We start from the raw sequence: 21,790 nt of genomic DNA on the forward strand, positions 1-21,790 counted from the left end.
CAAGGCTAAACGCTACAGCGCCAGCACCACTCGGTTCCGGCCGGCCGCCTTCGCGGCGTAGAGGGCGGCGTCGGCTTCACCCAGGAGGGTGTCGGCGTCTGCCCGGTGCTCGGCCGTGAACGCGGAAATCCCCGCGCTCAGCGTCAGCTGCCCCAGTGGATCCCCGGAGTGGACAATCTCCAGCTCACGCACGCTGTCCAGCGCCTGTTCCATAAAGGCCTTGGCGCCCAGCTGTGACTGGTTCGGCAGGACCAGCAGGAGCTCCTCGCCGCCGTACCGGTACACGCCGTCGCTCTTCCGCGCCGCACTCACCAGCGCCCCCGCCACGGCACGCAGCGCGAGATCGCCTGCCTGGTGCCCGTAGATGTCGTTGTAGCTCTTGAAGTTGTCCACGTCGCACATGGCCACGCAATACCCCTCCGTGTACCGCTGGCTGCGCGCATGCAGCTGCTCGAGGTCCTCGGAGAGCTTGAGCCGGTTGTGGAGGCCGGTCAGTGGATCGGTCCGCGCCTGCTGCGAGAGCACCTTCCGGTAATGGGCCAGATCAGCGTGCAGCGTGGTCACGCGGAGCGCCACCAGCAGCCGGGCATGCAGGACAAACGGATCCAGCGGCTTGGTGACGTAGTCGTCCGCCCCGGCTTCGAGCCCGGCGAGCACATCGTCCCGGGATCCTTGCGATGTCAGCAGCACGATATACGTGTACAGGTCCGCTTCGCGCGCCCGGATGGCCCGGCACAGCGCCAGCCCGTCCATCCCGGGCATCATCCAGTCCGTGACCACCACATCGGGCTGGTGTTCCAGGTACAGGGCCCACGCCTCGTCACCGTCGGCCGCCGTCAGGCAGTCATGCCCGGAGCGTTTGACGGCGGCGCGGGCCACCAGGAGCGAGCCCGGATCGTCATCTGCCACCAGGACTTTCACTGTGCCACCTCCAGCGCCAGATCGAGTTCAAAGTCCACACGCACCAGCTCAGCTTCCAGCCGGCTGACCAGCTGCCGGCCGCCGTCGAGCTTTCCGCTGCGTCCCATGTCCTCCAGCTCGCCGCTCAGACTTGCGACGGCGGTAGCTCCGATGTTGGCCGCCGCACCCTTCAGGGCGTGCGCGGCCTGCGCCAGAGCCGGCCCGCCGCCGTTGGTCACCGCTTCGCGCAGTGCCGCGAGCCGCGCGGGAACGTCCTTCCGGAACGCCTCCGTCGTTGCGGGCAGCAGGCCCAGGCCGTCCTCGGGGCCGAGGTCGCGCAGCATGGCCAGCCGGTCCGCATCCAGCGCCGGCGGACGTCCACCGGTGACGGCCAGCAGCTGGGGAGCCTCCTCCCGCTGAGGAGCCGTCGGCTCCGGCGGCGCAGAACGCTCCGTGGCCTGCTCGGGGACCCAGCGGGCCAGGGCGGCTTCAAGCTCGGCGGCGTCCACCGGTTTGGAGAGGTAATCGTCCATGCCGGCGGCGAGGCAGCGTTCCCGGTCCCCGTCCAGGGCGCCGGCGGTCATGGCGATGATGGGAAGGTGGCTGGCCCCGCCGTCGCGCCGGCGGATGACGCGCGTGGCCTCGAACCCGTCCATTACCGGCATATGGCAGTCCATCAGGACGGCGGCGTACCGGGTGCTGGCGGTGGCGGCTACGGCCTCGGCGCCATCGGCAACCACATCTACCGCGTAGCCGAATTTGGTCACCGTGGCGCGGGCAACCAGCTGATTCACCTCGTTGTCCTCCACCACCCGGATGCGGCCCCGCAATGCGCCCCGAAGGGAGGACACAGGGGACGAATCGGGGGACGCATCGGCGGATGTCTCAAGGGACGACTCCGGGGAGGACTCGGGGGACGAACCGGAAGAATCAGCCGACGGCTCAGCGTCGGAAAGCCCGGACCCAGAGGGCGCCGGGGCATGGTGTTCACTCGTGGACATCAGCCGGATCAGGCGGTTGTAGAACTCGGAGCTGCGGACCGGTTTCATAAGCCATTCGCGGACTCCGGCGTCGGCGATCTCGGCGGCGTTGACCTGCATGGTGGACGTGAGCATGATCAGCTCGATGTCCGCCAGTGCGGCGTCGGCCTTGAGTTCGCGGGCCAGCTCCAGGCCATCGGTATCAGGCATGCAGAGGTCCAGCACAGCCAGGTGGAAGGGCACTCCGGCCGTTGCGGCTTCGTGGGCGCGGGCCAGCGCGGCGCGGGCATCCGGCACGGCCTCCGGCTGCAGCCTCCAGTCGCGCAGCTGGGATTCCAGCACCAGGCGGTTGGCGGCGTTGTCGTCCACCACCAGGACGCGCAGCCCGGTGAGGAAACCGGCGGCCGGCACGGGATTCGTGGACGGCGGGGCCACAGGCACGGGGATGCGGAACCAGAACGTGCTGCCCTCGCCCGGAGCGCTGTCCAGCCCGATTTCGCCGTCCATGGCCTCAGTGAGCCGGCTGCAAATGGCCAGGCCCAGGCCTGTGCCGCCGTAGCGCCGGGTGGTCGAAGCGTCCGCCTGCGAGAAGGATTCGAACAGGCGCGCGTGGTGCAAGGGGTCGATCCCGATGCCCGTATCGCGGATCTCGAAGCAAACCATGGCGGTGGCCCCGGGCTTCGCGTCCGGCGTCTCCGTCGTCACGCGGATGGACACCTCCCCGGCAGCCGTGAACTTCACGGCGTTGGAAGCGAGGTTCAGCAGGATCTGGCGGATCCGGCCGGAATCACCCTGCAGCCGGGCGGGAACGTCCGGTTCGCAGTAGGCGATCAGCTCCAAATTCTTGGCCTGCGCGGGCTCGGTCAGCAAGCCCGCCACTTCCTCCACAAGGACGCGGGGATCGAAGGCGCGGACATCCAGGTCAACCTTGCCGGCTTCCAGTTTGGAGAAGTCCAGGATGTCGTTGATGAGGGACAGCAGCGCCTCGCCGGCGCCCTTGACGCCCTGGGCGTACTGCTTCTGCGTCTGGTCCAGCGGCGTCTCCAGCAGCAGTGCGGTCAGCCCCACCACGCCGTTCATAGGGGTACGGATTTCGTGGCTCATGGTGGCCAGGAACTCGGACTTGAGCCTGCTGGATTCCAAGGCCGCCTCCCGGGCCGCCTGCAGTTCCTGTTCGGCGGCCCGGCGCAGGGTGATGTCCCTGGCTATGGAGGCGACCCCCCGGAGTGTCCCGCCGTCCCGGAAAGGGGAGATGGTCACCGAAACGGGAAAGACGGCGCCGTCCTTGCGCAGGTGCTCGGTTTCGAAACTCATGGCCTCCCCGCTGTCGCGGAGGCGCGTGAAGACTTCCTCGCCGTCGGTGCTGCCCGGGGGCAGGAGGAGCAGGACCACGTCACTGCCGATCGCTTCCGCGGCCGTGTAGCCGTACTGATGCTGCGCTCCCGGGTTCCAGCTGGTGATGATCCCGTCGGGTGTGGTGCTCAGGATGGCGTCCGTGGAGGAGTTGACGATCGCGCCCAGACCCTCCAGCTCAGCCGTCCGGGCCGCCACTTCCTGCTCCAGCCCGGTGGTCAGGGTGAGGTTCTCGATGACGATCAGCACCTGGCGGACCAGGATGAGGGCCATGGTGACTCTTGCCACCACCAGGAGGAAAGTACTCATTTCGCTGACGTGCGGGGCCGCGAGCACCATCACGGCCACCAGGATGGGTGCGTAGGGGAGCAGCTCCAGGGCCAGCGCAAACGCCTTGCGGTCCGTCCGCGGGTTTTCCGCATAGGGGACCAGCGGTGCCAGCGCAATCAGGAGGAAGGCGATAATCCAGCCCAAGGCGAGCGGTGAACCGGTGACTCCCGTGACGCCGTCGGACGTCAACCGCACGTAGCTGCTGTCCGTGACAGTGAGGACCAGCAGGCCGCCGCCGAAGCACAGCCAAGGCAGCCGTTCGCCGGGCTGCCGGCGCATCCCCAGGACCAGCACCAGCGACGTGATGATCACGTCCACCACAGGGTAGGCCATGGTGGTGAGCCGGGTCAGGAGGTTGCCCTCGGCGCTGAGGGCCGGGCCCAGCGTCACGTACCAGCTGATCGCCAGGACCGAGCCTGCGATGACCGCTGCGTCCAGCACTGGCCGGAGCAGTCCCACGCGGGTGGTGCCACCTGGGCGCTTAAAGCTGAAAAGCGCGACGGCGGCCGGCACCGAATGCGCGAGGAACAGGGCATCGGCCAGGGAGGGGAACGGGTACACGTGGTTGTTGGCGAGCCCGAAGTAGGTCCAGACCGCCTGGCCGGCGGCCCAGACATAGGCGGCCACCGACATCAGGGTCCATGCGCGCGCGTTCACCCCACCGCGGCGAGCGGCCCGGGCGCAGCTGCGACCTGCCAGCGCGGCGGCCACGAGGATGGCGAAGTCGCCCGCCACCATCGCCGCCGGAGTGCCGCTGTTGGCAGCAAGAAACAGTCCAAGCACACCCAGCACCACGGCAGAAAACACTATGAGCCAACCCCAGATGGCCATTCTCTTGCCGATGGCGGGACGTTGCTTCAGAAGACCGGTCTGAGACACGCGGATCCTTCCCCATAGGTGCGCCCGTCACCCACAAAAAACCGAGACCTGGGCCCGCCCGAGACCTGGGCGGAGACGCATCCTTATGCTATCCCTCACAACTCAAGAAGGACCGTACTTCGCGTCCACATGAACTACCTGCCGGCCCGCGCGCTGCAACAGGCTTGCAGCCACCCCGGAGCGGTATCCGGTGGCGCAGTGCACCCACACCGTGCCCGCCGGAATCTCGGCCATCCGCGTCAGCAGCTCATGCAGCGGGATGTTCACCGCCCCGGCGACGTGGCCGGCGTCGTACTCTTCCGTCCGGCGGACATCGAGCACCACGTCCCCGGCGCTTCGCCCGTGCAGCAGATCTTCCCAGCCCACACGCGGATAGTGCACGACGGCGGTGCCAGGCGCGAGTGCCGACGGCTCCGCTCCGAGGGCGGCGTCGGGGGAGTCGATGCCGATGCGGCAGAGGTCCCGGATGGCCTTTTCGACGTCGTCCTCTGCACCGACCAAGGTGAGCTGCTGGTTCCACGGCAGGACCCAGCCCAGGTAGGCGGTGAAACTGGAGCCGCGGCCGTACTCGAAGCTCACCGAGCCCTGGAGGTGGCTGCTGGCGAACGCCACCCGGTGGCGCAGGTCAACCACCCATTCGCCGTCCGCGAGCCGGCGCGAGAGCTCTGTTGCGTCCAGTGATTCGGGCAAGGTGAGGTCCGCCGGGCCTGGCCCCTGCCGGTTCGCCGGGGCCATGTGCGCGTAGTAGGACGGGTAGGCGGTCAGGTTGTTGATGAGCTCCTGCACAAAGTGGTCCTCATCGGCGTCGGTGAACGCGTGGTTGGTTTCCTGCTGCTCGGCGATGGTGGACCATCGGGCGCTCGACGCCGGCCCCGACGAGCAGAACGAGCCGAACCCGTGCGTGGGGTACAGGGCAGCGTCCGGATTGGCCCCGGCGGCCAGGCGGCGGACCGAGGAGTACTGGTCGTGGGTGAGCTGTTCGGTGTCCTCGTCGCTGACCAAATCAGTCCGGCCCACTGACCCGTAGAGCAAGCTTCCGCCCGAGAACACGGCCTGCTCCTCGCCGTCGCTGACAACGTAGCTGAGGTGGTGGTGGGTGTGGCCGGGCGTGGCCACCGCCTTCACGGTGAGCCGGCCCACATGGACCGTGCCGCCGTCGGCTATTGGCGTGCGTTCAAACGCGACGTCGTCGTTTGCGCTCACCAGGTACAGGGCACCGTGCGCACGGGCGAGGATGAGGCCGCCACTGAGGTAGTCGTTGTGCAGGTGGGTTTCGGCAACATGCGTGATCCGGACGTTGGCTGCCGCCGCCGCAGCCTCCACCCGGTCCGTGTCCCGCTGCGGATCGATGACCAGCGCCACCTCGCCGTCGTGGACCAGGTAGCTGCGGTCCCCGAGCGGGCGGGTTTCGATGACAACGACGTCCATAGATCCATTGTCCTCGCCTTGCCGGACGCGTGCCCGGATTCCCATTTGGCAAAGATGCTTAGCCTGGGCCGGAGCGGCTCGCCAACGCATAGAGCGCATGTCCGGCGTTCTTCAGCGCGTGCTCGAAGCGGTCGGCCGGTTCCGGGTGCGAGAACAGGTAGCCCTGCAGCGAATCGCATTCGAGTGCGATGAGGTAATTCGCCTGCTCGTCGGTTTCGATGCCTTCTGCTGTGACGGTCAGTCCCAGGCTGTGCGCCATATTGATCATGGAGCTCAGGATGGGCAGGCGTTCCGTGCCGGTGCGAACCATGGAGACAAACGTCTTGTCGATTTTGACGATGTCCACCGGCAGCTCCTGCAGCCGTCCCAGCGAGGAGTAGCCCGTACCGAAATCGTCCAGCGCCACCCGGGCACCGGCCTCCCGCAACCGGCTGAGCTGTTCGATCACGTTGCAGTCGGCGTCGAAGAACACGCTCTCGGTTACCTCGAAAACCAGCTGGTAAATGCCCACGCCGCACGATTCCGAAAGGTCCAGGACTTTCTCGGCAAAGTCGAGTTCCTGCAGCTGGACCCCCGAGACGTTCATGGACAGCGCCTGGATCCCCCCATGCGTTACCACCCCCACGGACATCATAAAGTGCACGTGCGGATCGTGGAGCGAAAATGCGTGACCTTCGCGCGGCCGCCGGAATTGGAGGTCCGGGAATTGGCGCTTCTGCTGGTGCGCGGTGCGCGAATCCGGCTAAGAGTTACGCACTTCTGTCAGGCCCGCGTCGGCAATGTGATGGGAGCCGCCCCCGCAGGCCTACCCAGCCCGCGGACCACCCAGCCTTCCGCCTGCCAGGCAGCGGCGTCGAGCACGTTCCTGGCGTCCAGGATCATCCGCCGCCGCACCAAAGCGCCCGCAGCGGCAGGGCTCAGGCGCAGGTACTCGTCCCACTCAGTGAGGAGGAGCACCAGCTCCGCACCCTCCAAGGCCCGTGTTGCCGGGGTCTCGAACCGCAGTTGCGGATACCGCAGCCAGGCGTGGTTCACGGCCTTGGGATCGGTCACTGTCACGTGTGCGCCGGCGGCTGCCAGCCGGGCCGCGACGTCCAGGGCGGGGGAGTCGCGGATGTCATCGGTCTCGGGCTTGAAGGAGGCTCCGAGGATGGTGATCGCGCGTCCGGCGAGCCCGCCCCCGCACAGTTCCGCGGCAAGCGACACAGTCCGGGTCCGCTGGCGGACGTTGATGGCATCCACCACACCCATCCAGTCGTTCACCGGATCCACGCCCAGAGAGGCGGCCTGGCTGCGAAGGCTGCGGATGTCCTTGGGCAGGCACCCGCCGCCGAAGCCCAGCCCGGCATGCATGTAGCGGTTGCCGATTCTCGGGTCCATGCCCATGGCCTCGCTGAGTTCGGCCACGTCCGCGCCGGACGCGTCGCACAGTTCGGAAATGGCGTTGATGAAGCTGACCTTAGTGGCCAGGAACGCGTTGGCGGCCGACTTGATCAGTTCAGCCGTGGCAAAGTTGCACACCAGGCGCGGAATCCCGGCGTTCAGCAGCGGCTCATAAACGGCATCCAGCGCGGCCGTCACGGCACGCGGCGCCCCGGTCTTGGGGTTGAAGGCCGCGGCGCGTCCGCCCGCCACACCGTAGACCAGCCGGTCCGGGACCAGCGAGTCCTTCACCGCTGTGCCCTGCCGCAGGAACTCCGGGTTCCACCCCACCTGCACGTCCGGCCGCCCCGCGAGGACGCCCTGGAGCATGTCCACCGTGCCCACGGGCACGGTTGATTTACCGACGACGACGGCGCCCCTCGCCAGGTGCGGGAGCAGCGCCTCGGTGGCGGAAACGAGGAAGGTGAGGTCGGCGCCGTCGGACGTCGTGGACTGCGGCGTCCCGACGCACAGGAAGTGGACCTGGGCGCCGGCGGCAGCGGCGACGTCGGTGGAGAACGTGAGGCGGCCGGTGCTGCGTCCGTCGCGGAGCAGTTCGTCCAGGCCGGGTTCGAAGAAGGGGGCCTGGCCACGGCCCAGCTGGTCCACTTTGGTGGCGTCCACGTCGATGCCCACCACGGTGTGGCCCATGGACGCGAGCGTGGCGGCGTGCACGGCGCCGAGGTAGCCGCAGCCGATCACCGATATTTTCACAGGGACGCTCCACTTTTGGTTTGGGCAGGCTCAACCACCGGGCGGCGGCTCTTGGTTTCGACGGTTTCAGCCAACGGTTCTCCGGCGATTACTGATTGGTACTGACGCACCAGCTCGGCGCTGAGCACCGGCCACGTCCGCGGCTGTACCGAGGCGTGCGCTGTCCTGGCGAACGCGCGGCGCTTGGCGTCGTCGCCCATCAGGTCCATCACCCGGGCCCGGAAACCGGCCAGGTCGCCGGGCTGGTACAGCCAGCCCGTACGGGAGTTTTCCACCAGGTCCAGAGGCCCGCCGCGGCCCGTGGCCACCACCGGCACCCCCGATGCCATGGCCTCCTGGATGGTCTGGCAGAACGTCTCGAACTCGCCGGGATGGACAAAAAGGTCGAAGGACGCCACCGCCTTCGCCAGCTCCTCACCGCCGAGGAACCCGGTGAACACCGCGTCCGGCAGGGCTTCCTGCAGGGCGGACTTTTGGGGTCCGTCGCCCACAATCACCAGCTTGGTGTTCGGGACGTTGGCGAGCGCGGCGAGGTCCTCCACCTGTTTTTCGATGGCCAGCCGGCCGACGTAGCCGATGATCCGCTCACCGCCGGGGGCAACCCTTGCCCGCCACCCGGCGTCGCGCTTTTCCGGCGAAAACCGCGCGGTATCCACACCGCGCCGCCACATGCCCACCCGCGGAATCCCGCGGCCGCGCAACTGGTTCAGCGCGAAGGTGGACGGCACCAGGGTGCGGGTGGCCAGCAGGTGGATGTTCTCCACCCGGTTCCATGCCCAGTTCTCCAGGAACGGCACACCATAGCGGGCGGCGTAGCTGGGAACCTCGGTCTGGTAGATGGCTATGGTGGGGATCCCCAACTGATGCGCGGCCTGCACTGCCCGCCACCCGAGGATAAACGGCGATGCGAGGTGGACAACGTCGGGTGCGTAGTCGGCAAGGATTCGCTTGACCCGGTACACACCGCCCATCGCCACTCGAACGTTGGTGTAGCCGGCCAGCGGAACCGCGGGAACCCGGTGCACCGTCGCGCCGTGAACCACCTCGGCCGGTCCCACGAACTCGGAGACAGCATAGGTGGAAGGGGCGATGACCAGGACGTCGTGGCCCTGGTCCTCCAGGTGTTCAAGCACCCTCAGGATGGAGTGGGTCACTCCGTTCATCAGCGGCAGGAATGACTCGGCAACAATTGCGATCCTCACCCCTCCACGGTGGGCGCGTCGCCTGTCGGGGCGGGGTCACCTGGGTTGAGTAGAGGGAAAGGTTGGGTTAACAGATCAGCGCTTGGGGTCAGCCGCCTTCGCCGTGCCGCAGCACGTCCGGGAGTTCGTCCACATAGACCGTTTGCGGCGGCTCGAAGTAGATGACCAGCACTTCGTCGCCCACCGCGAAGATGCTCGTCTTGTCGAATGGGTGGGCGTGGAACGCGTTGGTGCCGCCCAGGTAGGGCAGCATGACCTCGCCGAGGGTTCCGGGCCCAATGCGCCCGGTCACGCGGCCGATCTTGCCGGTAAGGCTCCGGTCAACGTTTCTATGCATCGGGGCCTTTCGCGGGGCGCTTGCCTTCCCGGCTGTTCTTCAGTGCCGAGGACAAGGCAGGAAGGTAGTCACCCACTGAGCCAGGATGCCGCCCAGCATCTTGTTGACGCCCTCGCCGCCGTTCAGCACGGTCATCTGGCCCACGTGGGAGAAAGGCTCGGCCGCTGCGGCGATGATGGCCGGCATGTTTTCGGCCAGCTGCTGCGAAATGACGGCGTCCTGGTTGGTCCCGAGTGCTTCGGCCCGCGCCTTGATGCCGTCTGCCTCGGCCAGCGCCTTGGCCTTGATGGCGGAGGCCGCGGCGTCACCGCGGGCCCTGGTGGCAGCGGCTTCGGCCTCGCCGGTACCTTCGTGGCTCCGGCCGCGGCCGCCGCGGCAGTGGCGTTCGCCTGGGCCTGCAGCTCCGTCCGGCGGGCGTTGGCCTGGGCCTCAAGTTCCGTGCGGCGGGCCAGCGCTTCGGCGGCGCTGATGTCCGCCGCTTTCTGGCCCTCCGCGTCTGTGCGCTTGGCATACGCCCTGGCGTCGGCGGGCTTCCGGACCGTGGTCTGGAGCTTCTGCTCCTCCCGGTCCGCCTCAAGCTTGGCCACTTCCGTTTCCTGAACGACGACGTGCTGCCGCGCGGTCGCATCCGCCAGCGGTCCCGCCTGGGCGGCCTCGGCTTTGGCCCGCTCGGCGTTCGCCTGCGCCACCGACTGCCGGATGGCCGAAACGCTCTGCGCGTCCGCGATCATTGCAGCCGCCTCGGCCTCCTTCTCGGCCGCCTCACGGTTCCGCGTGGCCTCCGCGATCCGGGCCTCCATTTTGACCTGGGCGATGTGGGGCTTGGCGATGTTCTGGATGTACCCCGTGGGGTCCTGCAGGTCCTTGATCTGCAGCGAATCCACCACCAGCCCCAGCTTCTCCATTTCCACTCCGCTGGCGCTGCGGACCTGGGACCCCATCTTGTCCCGTTCGCGGATGATCTCTTCAACGGTCATGCTTCCGATGATGGACCGCAGGTGGCCCTCAAAGACGTTGTAGACCTGGCTTTCCATTTTGGGCTGCTGGCCCAGGAAACGCCTGGCCGCATTTGCGATAAACGGCGGGGCGTCACCGATTTTGTAAATTACCACGCCTTCCACAATCACCTGGATGCCCTGCCAGGTCACGCAGGAAACCTTAAGCTCCGTTTCATTCAGCGTCAGGGAAAGCGTGCGGACGGTCTGCAGGCCCGGAAATACCAGGGCGCCCTTTCCGGTGACAATCTTGAAGTCCATCCCGGCCCGGGTTTCCAGGGTTCCGCGGGTCAGGCCGGAGATGATCAGGGCCTCATTGGGCTCCGCCACTTTCCACATCAGTTTGATGGCCCCCCAGACAAAGCCGACCACCAGCATTGCCCCGATAATCGCGGCAAGAAGCGGGAAGAATGCTGACAGATCCGGCATGACGAGGTCCTTTCGCGCGTGCGGAACAGGCCTCCCAGGAAAGCCCCAATAATGGCAGCTGCTCAGTCCCTGCCGGTATTGCGTGTCTCCAATTCCGGCCAGCCGGCCAGCTGTTGTAGACAGTCTGGTTGGCGCCCGCCCAAGAGTCCAGGGCACGGGCTGTTGCGTGGGGGTTTCAACAGGCTGGATCTCGACCGGCCAGGTTCCTATTTGCCGAGGATCTCGCGGGCAACGCGCTGGGCCTCAATCTCCTCAGGGGCAACGGTGGTTCCGCGGAGGTACCCGGCGGTGGCCATGATTTGACGCAGCTCGGCCTGCGTGCGCGGCGTGCTGACTCCGTGGTGGGCCATGCCATGGCAATTGGCACAGAGCGGAACCAGATCCGTGAGCGGATCCAGCTGGTAGCCGCCGCCGAGTTGGGCCGCCGGCACCACATGGTGGACGTCGATGAAGTCCTTGCCGAGCTCCCCGTACGCCAGTTCGAAGGAGAACCCGCAAGCCGCGCAGCTGTTGCCGCGGTGCGCGATACACGCCCGCCGGGCCTCGGGGTCACGCTCGTAGCGGTTGGCGGCGACGCGCACGACGGCGGTCTCGGGGTATGTGCCGGGCACAGGTTGGGTGGGGTCGGGTCCTTGTGCCGGTCCGTGAGTGGCCCAGAGCGCCCGGACCGCGGCTTCGTCGCCGGACTCCAGCGCCATGCCCCCGGTTTCGGCGCTGTCCCAGACGACGCCGGGCACCGCTGCGTCGAGGACCGCCGCAGGCACGTGGTCGCCCAGCGGCAGGAGCGCATCGAACGCCACCTGCGCGGTGAACTCAGGCTGGCCCGACGACGTGGCCGCTTGATCCGGGTGCCCGGGCTGCCCCGACAGGACAACGCCATGGCCGATCAGGCCGGGGCCGTGCGCTCCCAGCAGGAGCAGCCACACGCCGGTGCCGGGGGCAACGCTCCGGCCCACGCTCCAAGGCTCCAGGTGCAGCCCTGTCACGGCGACGTGTTCAGTAACAGCCGCGTAGTTCCAGCGGTTCCAGCCGGCCGGGTCCCAGCCCAGGATGATGGCGCTCATGGGGTCATTGTTGCAGGCTCAATGGCCCGTGCCGCCTTTGGCGCGAACGGACACTTGGGGGCCCTGACTTCCAAGCGCGAACTTGCAGGTAATACCGTCAAAACCGAGTTTTGAGGGTATTACCTGCCGGTTCGCGCCACGGCGGGCAACAAGTGACCGTTCGCGCTGGACCCATTGCGGGGCACTAAGTTGCCACGCGATCAGAACGTGGCCACGCGCCGCCGTCGGCCGCTAAGAAGCCCACAAAGAAGCCGGTGCAGCTGTTCGCGGAACGCGGCAACTGCACCGGCGAGTAGGACGAAAATTCAGAACTTATTGATCATTTCTCATTCGCGGCTCCTGTATCCCGGCCTGTCATTTCCGGGCTATTTCCTCTCGCCGGACATGTTCCTGGAGAACAGCCAGCCAGCAGCTACCATCGCTACGCCCAGCACCAGGTGGGTCCAGTTGTCAGCCATGTTGAACGACAGGAAGTTGGCCGCCGAGTCAACGCCGACACTGAGCCCGAAAATGCTGAGGATGATGTACAGCGCGCCTGCTCCGATGAGGAAGTTCCGTGCGCCGTGTTCGGTCCGGGACATCGCCCAGCCCGTTGCGCCAATGGCCAGCTGCACAATATTGAGCAGCATGGACACCTGGAACAGCCCAAGGAACATTGCATGGGAATCAGGTCCCAGGAACATCAATTCGCTGTACTGGGTGGTGACGCCGGGGATAAAGCCCAGGGCACCCACCACCAACAACAGGATACCTACTCCCATGCCCGCATTCTGGACGTCTGCGCGCCCAAAATGAACGTGTGCATGTGGGGATGCGGTAGTCATTTTTTCTGCCTCCAACCACTGATTGCGGACATTCCAATCTTACGGCGGACCCGCGGAAAAAGCGCCGAATCAGGCCCGGATGGGGACATCTGCCCAGCGACATGAGCGACCCGGACGAGGCGCCCCGACATTCTGAACGCCCGACGACGGCGCCATCACCGGCGGCGGCCGTCCCGCCGTCGTCGTCCGGTTCTTCGCCTGCCACGGGCCCCGCCGGCCGGTGATGGGGCAGTCGGTGAACAAGGACAGGCAGTGCGACATCGTGTGCTCGCGGGAGCCGGGCCGGATGGCCTGCGCCCACCTCCGGACCGGTCACGGGTTCACGATCAGCGCGGCGGACTACGAACTCTGGTGAGGCGCGTCTCGCATGGAGAATGAGCCTGTCGAAGCCCGGTCCGAAGCCCCGGCCGTGACACCATGGGACACGATGAAACTGCGCGCTGATCAGACCGGAGACCGAGGCCTTCCCATGCCCTTGTGGCTGCAGGGAGGCCTCGAAACGGCGCAGGCTGCCATCATCTCCGCGCTCCTGGCGGTGGTTCCCATTGTGGCCGTGTGGGCCACCGCGGGCTTCCAGAACACCGCCTTTGATGCCCTGGCCCGACTCGCCGGCCAAGGCTGGCTGCTGATTCACGGGGTGCCGCTGCAGCTCGCCGTGGTCTCCGGCGAGGCTGGTGCGGCCGGCAGTCCAGGCTCCGGCCTGCTGACCCTGGTGCCCCTCGGCCTGACCCTGATCCCGTTTTTGCTCGCCTGGCGTGCGGGGCGGCGCCTGGCCCGGGCCTCCTATACGGACCAGCTGTGGCAGGCGCTGCTCGGGTCCTGGGTGGTCTACTCGGCGTTCGGCGCTGCCACCGGCTTTGTGTGCCGCACGGCCGACGTCGTCATTAACATCTGGTTGGCAATGCTCATCCCGCTCATCCCGTTCGCCCTCGGCATGGTGATCGGTGCCCGCCGCGAGGCAGGCTCATGGAGTCGGCTGATCGGCGTCGACGCCGTCGACTGGATCTCGCGCACCAGCCAGCATTCCCGCTGGGCCGGCTCCTATCTGGGCTCCGCGGCGAAGGCGGGCTGTGTGGCCCTTCTAGCGGCGTTTGCGCTCGCCGGTGTGCTCCTGGCCGTGGACCTTTTTATCCACTGGAACCTGGTGATTGCTGTCTATGAAGCGCTCGACGCCGGCGCGGTAGGGGGTGCCGCCCTCACCATCGCGCAGCTTGGGTATCTGCCCAACCTTGTGGTTTTTGCGCTGGCCTGGGTCTCGGGCTCGGGCCTCGCCCTGGGCGTGGGCTCGCAGGTGGGGCCGCTTGGTACAGCCACCGGGCCGCTGCCGTCCATCCCGGTCTTCGCCGCTATCCCTTCGGGTCCGCTGGACTACGGGTTCATGGCGCTGGTGCTGCCCGTTCTGGCGGGGATCCTGGCCGGCTGGTGGTTCCTGCGCGAAGGCGAAAACCACTTCGACGAGTGGCTCTCCATCAAGATTGACGCGCGCTGGTTCACGGCCACGGTGTCCACCCTTGCCCTCGGCGCGCTGGTGGGCGTTGTGTCCGGGCTGCTGGCCGCGGGCCTGGCCTGGCTGGCCCGCGGCTCCGCCGGGCTGGGCCGCCTCACGGCCATCGGACCCGACCCCTTGTGGATGGGACTCTGGATTGCCGCAGAGGTGGGCATCGGCGTAGTGATCGGTTACGCAGCCGGACCGTGGCTGGAACGCCAGCAGCACGTGGATGAGGAAGCGGAACTGGCCCGCTGACTTTCGTGGCTGTTGCTGGCGTGGCTGTTGCTGGCGTGGCTGCTACCGGAGACCCGGCAGCGAGCTTTCCAACTGGACCCGGCAATTGGAGAGCGCCTGGTCAGTGAGGGCCTCGCGTGAGCAAGTCTGGAAGTCCTGGACCTGGCGGAAAAACAGCGCCGTGGCCAGGATGACCAGCAGCATGATCAGGGAGACCACCAGCCCCGAGATGGTGCCGAACAGGACCAGCTTGGACTCCTTGAGCCGAGCCGACCGGACCAGCAGAAGGATACCCAGCACAAAGCTCGCGGCGGTCAGGATGCCGGTGAGCCAGAGGTAGCTGACGTCGAGCTGGTAGACGAAGAAGGCGCCCAGCACGGTGACAATGAAGATCCGGAACAGGTTGCGGGTTTTGGTGAGCGAGTCCTTGGCGGCGTCGCTGAGCGGCTGTTTGGTCCGTTGCTGGCCAGCCGGTTCCGGGGTGTTGTTCATGTTTTCCAGCCTACGCGAGCGTGCCCATAAGCTAGACCCATGCGCATCGTAGTCCTCGTTTCCGGCACCGGGTCCAATCTCCAGTCAGTCATCGACGCCGTCAAGGCAGGGGAGCTGGACGTGGAAATCGCGGCGGTGGGTGCCGACCGGGAGGGGACCTACGGCGTCGAACGATCCTCGGAAGCCGGGCTGGAGACGTTTGTGGTCAACTTCAACTCCTTCCCCACCCGCGACGAATGGGATGCCGCGCTGACCGCCCGCGTGGCGTCCTACGCCCCGGACGTGGTGGTCTCCTCCGGCTTTATGCGCATTGTCAGCGCCGACTTCATCGCTGCCTTCCACGGCAAGTACCTCAACACCCACCCGGCCCTGCTGCCCGCCTTCCCCGGCGCTCACGGCGTCCGCGATGCCATGGCCTACGGCGTGAAGGTCACCGGCTGCACGGTGCACTGGGCCGACGCCGGTGTGGACACCGGGCCCATCATCGCCCAGGAAGCGGTCACGATTGAACCGGGCGACACCGAGGAATCCCTGCACGAACGCATCAAGGTGGTGGAGCGCCGCCTCCTCGTCAACACCCTGGCAGCCCTCGCCGCCGCTTCCTAATCCCCACCCAACCCCAACCCTCCCCCAACTAAGTAGCGCTATCTGTCGTTTTGACCGCCCAAAACGACAGATAGCGCTACTTAGTTTGGCAGGTGGGCAGGAACCTGTGGATAACTTCAGCGGCGTTTTCGCGGGGCTGCCAACATGGGCACATGAAAGTCCCCCGTTCTCTGCCGGAGCCGCTGGCTGTGCTGCCGTTCACCTTGAAAGAAGCGGCCGACGCCGGGATCACCGAACGGCAGTTACGTCACCAAGGTCTGGGGCGGCCCACCCGTGGAGTCCGGGTGCCAAGGGCGGACGACGTGGCCGTGTACGGCCTGGCGCCCAACATTCGGCCGTACACCCAGGTCACGGAGTTCGCGGCAGCTTCGCACGCCTCTGCGTTCTTGCTGTGGCAATTCCCCGGGTTCCTGCCGGGGAGCGATGATCCACTGATTCATATCTCGCGCCCGGACACGGTAGCCATCATGCGCCGACCAGGGGTGAAAGGTCACAGGGGTCAGTTCTTTGCCGACGAAATTGTCACCCTCAACGGCCTGTTGATCACGTCCCGGGCGCGGACGTGGCTGGATTGCGCCCGGAAGATGAGCATTGACGAGCTAACTGTGGTTGCCGATCACATGCTGAGGATTCCCAGGCCTGATTTCGAGGGCAGATCCGAGCCTTATGCCACGCCGGCGGACCTGGCGGAAATGCTCGACCGGCACAAAGGAACGCCCGGCATTCAAAAGGCGCGCCTTGCCCTTGAGCAGGCCCGGATCGGGTCCGACTCTGCCCCGGAAACCAAACTTAGGCTGGCCCTGGAGAACCGCGGGCTGCCAGAACCGCGACTGAACGTTCCCGTGTTACTGGGCGCCGGCGTCGTACGTCAACCGGATCTCGCCTACCCGGAACAAAAAGTTGCAGTGGAGTACGACGGCGAAGGCCATTCCGAGACGGCGCAGATCGTCCGCGACATTGCCCGCGAAGAGGACTTTGCCAGGGCGGGGTGGTTGCTGGTCCGGATCTCGAAACGGCACATGGAGAACGAAGCCCGGGCCGCCGTCGCCAAAGTCCGCTCAGCGCTGATGAACCGCGGCTGGTCGCCCAACTAAGTAGCGCTAACTGTCGTTCTGAGCGCTCAAAACGACAGTTAGCGCTACTTAGTTGGGTGGGGCGACGCCGGGGGCTACTCGAGGCGGCGCTGCTTGGTTTCGGGGGAGAAGAACGCCATCCACAGGACGGCCACCAGCACCAGCCCGCCGGCCAGGGCGAAGGACGTGGCCAGGCCGAGCTCGGGCCAGAAGTAGTTCGCAAATATCAGGGGCCCAAAACCAGCCCCCAGCCGCGAAAATGTTGACGCCAAGCCGAAACCCGTGCCGCGGAGCTCGGTGGGGTACAGCTCAGACACATAGGCGTAGAGCACCGGAATCGCTATCTGCACCACAAATCCGAACACCAGCAGCCAGAACACCGCCGCCGTGGGGATGTCGACCACAATCGCCACGATCACCAGGGTCAGCGCGGACAACGGGCCGGTGATGGCCAGGATCCATTTGCGGCCCACACGCTCCACCAGCAGCGCGGCCACAACCACACCCAAGAGCCCAACCGCGGCCATGGACGCCGTGGTCACAAACGCCTTGTACTCGGCGAAACCAGCGCCGATCAGGATCCGCGGCATCCACGTCAGGGACAGGTAGTAGACCAGCAGGATGCTGAAGAACAGGGCCCAGGCCGTGGCCGTGATCTTCCAGTTGAACTGCCACACCAGCCGCAGCTGGTGCCACGCGCTGCCGGCGGAGAGCCGCGGAACTTCCTGCGCGTCGGGCAGGCTGTAGGCGCGGGGTTCGGCGCCGGTTGCCGCCACGAGGTCGTCGATGCCCTTGGCAGCTTCCTCGCGGCGCCCCTTGCGGATGAGGAACAGCGGCGACTCCGGAACGCTGCGCCGGACCCAGAACACCAGGAGCGCAGGCAGCACCATCACCAGCATGGTCAGCCGCCAGTCGCCGAACACCGCCACGAGGCCGGCGGACACAAAACCGGCAAGGGCCGCGCCCACCGGCCACCAGCCGTCCATCGCGGTGAGGACCTTCCCGCGCTGCTTGCGTGGTGTGAACTCACCCACCAGCGCGTAGTCCACGGGAATGCAGCCGCCCAGACCGAAGCCGGCCATAAAGCGGAACGCGCAGAACCAGATGAAGTCGGGGGAGAAGGCGCCCAGGACCGTGAAGAGCGAGAAGATCAGCAGCGTGGCCGTAAACGCCTTCTTCCGCCCGATCGTGTCCGCGATGGTTCCCCACACAAACGCGCCCAGGGCCATGCCGATCAGGTTGGACGTACCCACCCAGGCCACCTCGCCGGGAGCCAGGGCCCAGTGCGTCGAGAGCAGCGGGATGAGGATGCCATTAAGCGTCACGTCCCAGGCATCGAACATAAAGCCGAGGCCGCCGATCACGAAGATCCTGCCCTGGACTTTCCAACGCCAGGGCAGTTCCTGGACCACTTGTTCGCCGCTGGGCACAGTGGTGTAAGTATTCATCGCAGCCTCCTGTGAAAACTCTAACCGTGCCCACTGACGTTCACACTGCCGCCGGCAAGCGGGGCAAACCGCACAACACGATAAACTGGGCCCATCCCCACCAACCGCGGCACTGTTCCGCGAGATCAGACGGAGACTTTTTGTGAGCGTCACGCAGCCTGACCGTGTATCCATCGACCGTGTTCCCATCCGCCGGGCGCTGATCTCGGTCTACGACAAGACCGGTCTGGAGGATCTCGCCAAGGGCCTGCACGCAGCCGGCGTGAAGATCGTCTCCACCGGTTCCACGGCCAAGAAGATCGCCGCGGCCGGTATCCCGGTGCAGGAAGTCGAAGAAGTCACAGGGTCTCCGGAAATGCTGGACGGCCGCGTCAAGACGCTGCACCCGCGCGTCCACGGCGGCATCCTGGCGGACCGCCGCGTCCCCGCGCACATGGAAACCCTCGCCGGCATGGAAATTGAAACCTTCGACCTGGTGGTGGTGAACCTCTACCCGTTCGTTGAGACCGTGAAGTCCGGCGCCGCGCAGGACGATGTCGTTGAACAGATCGACATCGGCGGCCCCGCCATGGTCCGTTCGGCAGCGAAGAACCACGCCGCCGTCGCCATTGTTGTGGACCCCACGTACTACGGCTCCGTGGTCACCGCCGCCGCTGAGGGCGGCTTTGACCTGAAGACCCGACGGCGGCTGGCCGCCAAGGCGTTCGCCCACACCGCGTCCTATGACAACGCCGTGGCCACCTGGACTGCCAGCCAGTTCCTGGATGAAGACGGCGACGGCGTCATCGACTGGCCTGCCTACGCCGGCCTCTCGCTGGAGCGCTCCGAGGTTCTCCGCTACGGCGAAAACCCGCACCAGCAGGCCGCGCTCTACGTGGACAAGGCCGCCCCGGCCGGAATCGCGCAGGCGGACCAGCTGCACGGCAAGGCCATGAGCTACAACAACTTTGTCGACGCCGACGCCGCCCTCCGTGCCGCGTTCGACTTCGCCGAGCCCGCCGTCGCCATCATCAAGCACGCCAACCCGTGCGGTGTCGCCGTTGGTTCCGCTGATGCTGCAGACCCGATCGCCGACGCCCACGCCAAGGCCCACGCCTGCGACCCCGTCTCCGCTTTCGGCGGCGTCATCGCTGCCAACCGCCCGGTCACCGCCGCCATGGCGCAGACCGTTGCCGGCATCTTCACCGAGGTTGTCATTGCCCCGGACTTCGAGCCGGAAGCCGTGGAGATCCTCGCCAAGAAGAAGAACATCCGCCTGCTGGCCCTGCCCGAAGGCTACGACCGCTACCCGGCAGAAATGCGCCAGGTTTCCGGCGGTGTCCTCGTACAGATGAGCGACAAGGTGGACGCCGACGGCGACAACCCCGCCAACTGGACCCTCGCCGCCGGCGAAGCCGCTGACGAAAAGACGCTCGCGGACCTCGCCTTCGCCTGGACTGCCTGCCGTGCCGCCAAATCCAATGCCATCCTGATCGCCGATCACGGCGCAGCCGTGGGCATCGGCATGGGCCAGGTCAACCGGCTGGACTCCTGCCGCCTGGCCGTCGAGCGTGCCAACACGCTGGGCGTTTCGGTGGAGTCCGACGTCGAAGGTGCTGGCGGCGCGGCTGGTCCGTCGACGACGGAGGCGAGCGTTGCACCCGAGCGTGCCCGCGGCGCCGTCGCAGCCTCCGACGCGTTCTTCCCGTTCGCTGACGGCCTGCAGATCCTGATCGACGCCGGCGTCCGCGCCGTGGTCCAGCCGGGCGGTTCCGTCCGGGATGAGGAAGTGGTCGCCGCGGCCAGCGCGGCCGGCATCACCATGTACTTCACGGGTGCCCGCCACTTCTTCCACTAAGCGGCTAAACGTCGACGGCGCCTGTCCCCGCTGAGGGGACAGGCGCCGTCGGGCCTTAACGGGCAGCTAGGAAGGACGTGGTGCCGGGTCCGCGCCCCGCTGCATGAGGCGCGGACCCCCTTCCGGAAGCCGAAGCTCCCGGGGCTTGGCATCGGCCATTCGCGGTTTGGTCCAGTACTCGAGGATCTCCCCGTGGGTCTGGTCCGATTCGCTGTGGCTGACGGATCTGCTCCCGGATTCCGCGTCAGGTGAGGATTTCCTAAGCTCGTGCGGCACGGACATAGGTCTCCTGGATGGCCGCGCCCCAGTACGGGCCGTACATCACGGGTTTCTGGCTATAGCCGTAACTGTTGACGGAGTTCTGGAAGCCGTCGGGGCCGCTGCCGATGAACCACGGGCCACCGGAAGAGCCACCGTTCATGTCGCATGGGATGCCCTGGGTATTGAACTGCGGGTTGTTGGTGTCTTTGGTGGCCGTGCCAGTGCAGCTCCAGAGCCGTTCGCCGCTGAAGGGCTTGGCGGCAGGGTAGCCGTAGGAGGTGTACTGAAGGCCGCGGTCTTCATTGAATGCCACGCCGGAGCCCCCGACGACGTCGGTCAGGAACGCGCGGCCAAGCTGATTCATGACCGCAAAGCCGGTGTCGTAGCTGATGTCCCCGGAGCCCTCCCACTGGGCCGTGGTGTAAAGCGCCTTGGCTGTCCAGGTACCGTAAGGCCTGGCGCCATTCTCGTAGGCCGGTACAAAGACGAAGTTAGTGGCATGCGAGTTGGGGCCATCACTGACGCAGTGCCCGGCGGTGGCCACGGTGCTCTTGTTCGTCGCCGCAACGGCGTTTCCGGAACAGACGTAGTTCGCGCCGCCAAGGGTGAAGAACACCTTGCCGATGTGGGCTACCGGGTTCGCAGGCTGAGCGAGTGAGGGCTTTCCCGTGGTGCCCGCCACCTTGGTTTTGGGTCCCTTCAGCACACTGGCCGCACTGGATGATTTACCGCGTTCCAGCGCCTTGCCGGCCAGGACATCACCGGGAATCGCGGCGCGCATGCGGTCTGACGTCCAGTAGTCCGCCGCCCCAGTGCTGTCTACGATTGCGCTGGCCACCGAAGGAGCTGCTTTATCGCTCGACGACGAGGCAGCATGGGCACTTCCGGCGCCAACCAGCGCCAGGACGGCAGCCGCCGAAAGGCTCAGGAGGGTGGCAGCCAAGGACCTGGTACGCGTCATTATCGTCCTGTCTAAACGTGTGAAGGCGTGCCCGGGAGAGCCAGCCGCGTGACCCATGTAACCTATCGAGACATGACAAATTTGTAAATAGTAGTGACGCCAAAAGTATGGTCCGCAAACGTGTCCTGGATTCGCTGGAACTAGTGTGCCGCTCTGGTCAAAACCGTTGCCGAAGGGTATTTTTCTCCTATACAGTGGCACGTCCGATCTGGGCTCCGGACTCTATGCGAATTGGGGCCCCATCGTGATTGCTTTCTGGAAGTCCGCCAAGAAGTCGGCCGTGCATGGCCGGCATTTTGCAGCCGAAGGGAGCGCCCAGGGCGCTTCGCCGGAAATTGAGGCCTACGCCGCAGCCGTGCAATTGCGCGACGTCGACCCTATCCATTCGTTTACGGCGACGGAGGAGCTGCGCCGTCAGGACACCAAATACGTGCAGCTCTGGCCCAGTGATATTCCCCACAAGCGGCGCTGACCGGATCCTTACCTGCGCCGGTGGCTCCCGGAGGTAAAGCGCTACGGCGGCTGGCCGCCC

General features: G+C 66.4%; 17 protein-coding genes and 2 pseudogenes. 5 read left to right on the forward strand and 14 right to left on the reverse strand.

Annotation, left to right across the window (positions count from 1 at the left end; all coding sequences use genetic code 11):
• Nucleotides 1-12: 12 nt before the first annotated feature.
• From NG698_RS00370 to NG698_RS00420, 11 genes and pseudogenes are all read right to left on the reverse strand, one after another.
• Nucleotides 13-921 (reverse strand): GGDEF domain-containing protein, encoded by a 909-nt coding sequence (locus NG698_RS00370; RefSeq protein WP_252607774.1) that lies wholly within the window; start codon nt 919-921, stop codon nt 13-15.
• Nucleotides 918-4,442: a response regulator gene (locus NG698_RS00375; protein WP_252607775.1), complete on the reverse strand. Its 3,525-nt coding sequence runs from the start codon at nt 4,440-4,442 to the stop codon at nt 918-920. Before NG698_RS00375 ends, NG698_RS00370 begins: the two co-directional genes overlap by 4 nt.
• Before the next feature lie 102 nt (nt 4,443-4,544).
• Nucleotides 4,545-5,870, reverse strand: a complete 1,326-nt coding sequence (locus NG698_RS00380; protein WP_252607776.1) for an MBL fold metallo-hydrolase — start codon at nt 5,868-5,870, stop codon at nt 4,545-4,547.
• Between the two features lie 58 nt (nt 5,871-5,928).
• A pseudogene (locus tag NG698_RS00385) lies at nt 5,929-6,468 on the reverse strand (EAL domain-containing protein); the annotation flags it as partial.
• Nucleotides 6,469-6,632: 164 nt separating this feature from the next.
• Complete coding sequence (locus tag NG698_RS00390) at nt 6,633-8,006, reverse strand: UDP-glucose dehydrogenase family protein (protein WP_252607777.1); 1,374 nt, start codon at nt 8,004-8,006, stop codon at nt 6,633-6,635.
• Nucleotides 8,003-9,208 carry a glycosyltransferase family 4 protein gene (locus tag NG698_RS00395; RefSeq protein WP_252601201.1) on the reverse strand — a complete coding sequence of 402 codons (1,206 nt, stop codon included), beginning with the start codon at nt 9,206-9,208 and terminating at the stop codon, nt 8,003-8,005. Before NG698_RS00395 ends, NG698_RS00390 begins: the two co-directional genes overlap by 4 nt.
• Before the next feature lie 88 nt (nt 9,209-9,296).
• Entirely contained in the window at nt 9,297-9,545 is a 249-nt protein-coding gene (locus tag NG698_RS00400) for an NfeD C-terminal domain-containing protein (protein ID WP_252601198.1), read from the reverse strand.
• A 39-nt stretch (nt 9,546-9,584) separates the two neighbouring features.
• Complete coding sequence (locus NG698_RS00405; RefSeq protein WP_252607894.1) at nt 9,585-9,833, reverse strand: flotillin domain-containing protein; 249 nt, start codon at nt 9,831-9,833, stop codon at nt 9,585-9,587.
• Nucleotides 9,834-10,375: 542 nt separating this feature from the next.
• Nucleotides 10,376-10,969: pseudogene (locus tag NG698_RS00410) on the reverse strand (SPFH domain-containing protein); the annotation flags it as partial.
• 206 nt (nt 10,970-11,175) lie between these two features.
• Complete coding sequence (locus NG698_RS00415; protein WP_252607778.1) at nt 11,176-12,033, reverse strand: HNH endonuclease; 858 nt, start codon at nt 12,031-12,033, stop codon at nt 11,176-11,178.
• Nucleotides 12,034-12,398: 365 nt separating this feature from the next.
• Nucleotides 12,399-12,857 carry a DUF4383 domain-containing protein gene (locus NG698_RS00420; protein WP_141139800.1) on the reverse strand — a complete coding sequence of 153 codons (459 nt, stop codon included), beginning with the start codon at nt 12,855-12,857 and terminating at the stop codon, nt 12,399-12,401.
• Between the two features lie 427 nt (nt 12,858-13,284).
• Here NG698_RS00420 and NG698_RS00425 point away from each other — a divergent pair, with 427 nt between their 5' ends.
• Nucleotides 13,285-14,601 (forward strand): cell division protein PerM, encoded by a 1,317-nt coding sequence (locus tag NG698_RS00425; RefSeq protein ID WP_252607895.1) that lies wholly within the window; start codon nt 13,285-13,287, stop codon nt 14,599-14,601.
• A gap of 42 nt (nt 14,602-14,643) precedes the next feature.
• On the opposite strand, the gene NG698_RS00430 is transcribed toward NG698_RS00425, so the two are convergent.
• Entirely contained in the window at nt 14,644-15,072 is a 429-nt protein-coding gene (locus tag NG698_RS00430) for a hypothetical protein (protein ID WP_252601190.1), read from the reverse strand.
• Between the two features lie 39 nt (nt 15,073-15,111).
• On the opposite strand from NG698_RS00430, the gene purN reads away from it, so the two are divergent.
• Together purN and NG698_RS00440 are read left to right on the forward strand one after the other, a co-directional pair.
• Nucleotides 15,112-15,678 carry a phosphoribosylglycinamide formyltransferase gene (gene purN, locus NG698_RS00435; RefSeq protein ID WP_252607779.1) on the forward strand — a complete coding sequence of 189 codons (567 nt, stop codon included), beginning with the start codon at nt 15,112-15,114 and terminating at the stop codon, nt 15,676-15,678.
• Nucleotides 15,679-15,830: 152 nt separating this feature from the next.
• Nucleotides 15,831-16,772 carry a DUF559 domain-containing protein gene (locus NG698_RS00440; RefSeq protein ID WP_252601185.1) on the forward strand — a complete coding sequence of 314 codons (942 nt, stop codon included), beginning with the start codon at nt 15,831-15,833 and terminating at the stop codon, nt 16,770-16,772.
• 74 nt (nt 16,773-16,846) lie between these two features.
• Here NG698_RS00440 and NG698_RS00445 read toward each other — a convergent pair whose 3' ends face one another.
• On the reverse strand, nt 16,847-18,199 hold the full coding sequence (locus NG698_RS00445; protein WP_252607780.1) for an MFS transporter: 1,353 nt from the start codon (nt 18,197-18,199) through the stop codon (nt 16,847-16,849).
• A 142-nt stretch (nt 18,200-18,341) separates the two neighbouring features.
• On the opposite strand from NG698_RS00445, the gene purH reads away from it, so the two are divergent.
• Nucleotides 18,342-20,036: a bifunctional phosphoribosylaminoimidazolecarboxamide formyltransferase/IMP cyclohydrolase gene (purH, locus tag NG698_RS00450; protein WP_252607781.1), complete on the forward strand. Its 1,695-nt coding sequence runs from the start codon at nt 18,342-18,344 to the stop codon at nt 20,034-20,036.
• 259 nt (nt 20,037-20,295) lie between these two features.
• Here purH and NG698_RS00455 read toward each other — a convergent pair whose 3' ends face one another.
• Nucleotides 20,296-21,258 (reverse strand): trypsin-like serine peptidase, encoded by a 963-nt coding sequence (locus NG698_RS00455; RefSeq protein WP_252601178.1) that lies wholly within the window; start codon nt 21,256-21,258, stop codon nt 20,296-20,298.
• A 145-nt stretch (nt 21,259-21,403) separates the two neighbouring features.
• Here NG698_RS00455 and NG698_RS00460 point away from each other — a divergent pair, with 145 nt between their 5' ends.
• A complete protein-coding gene (locus tag NG698_RS00460) occupies nt 21,404-21,730 on the forward strand; it encodes a hypothetical protein (RefSeq protein ID WP_252601175.1) in 327 nt (108 codons plus the stop codon).
• Nucleotides 21,731-21,790 lie beyond the last annotated feature (60 nt).

Source organism: Pseudarthrobacter raffinosi (assembly GCF_023913735.1).
GTDB lineage: Bacteria > Actinomycetota > Actinomycetes > Actinomycetales > Micrococcaceae > Arthrobacter > Arthrobacter raffinosi.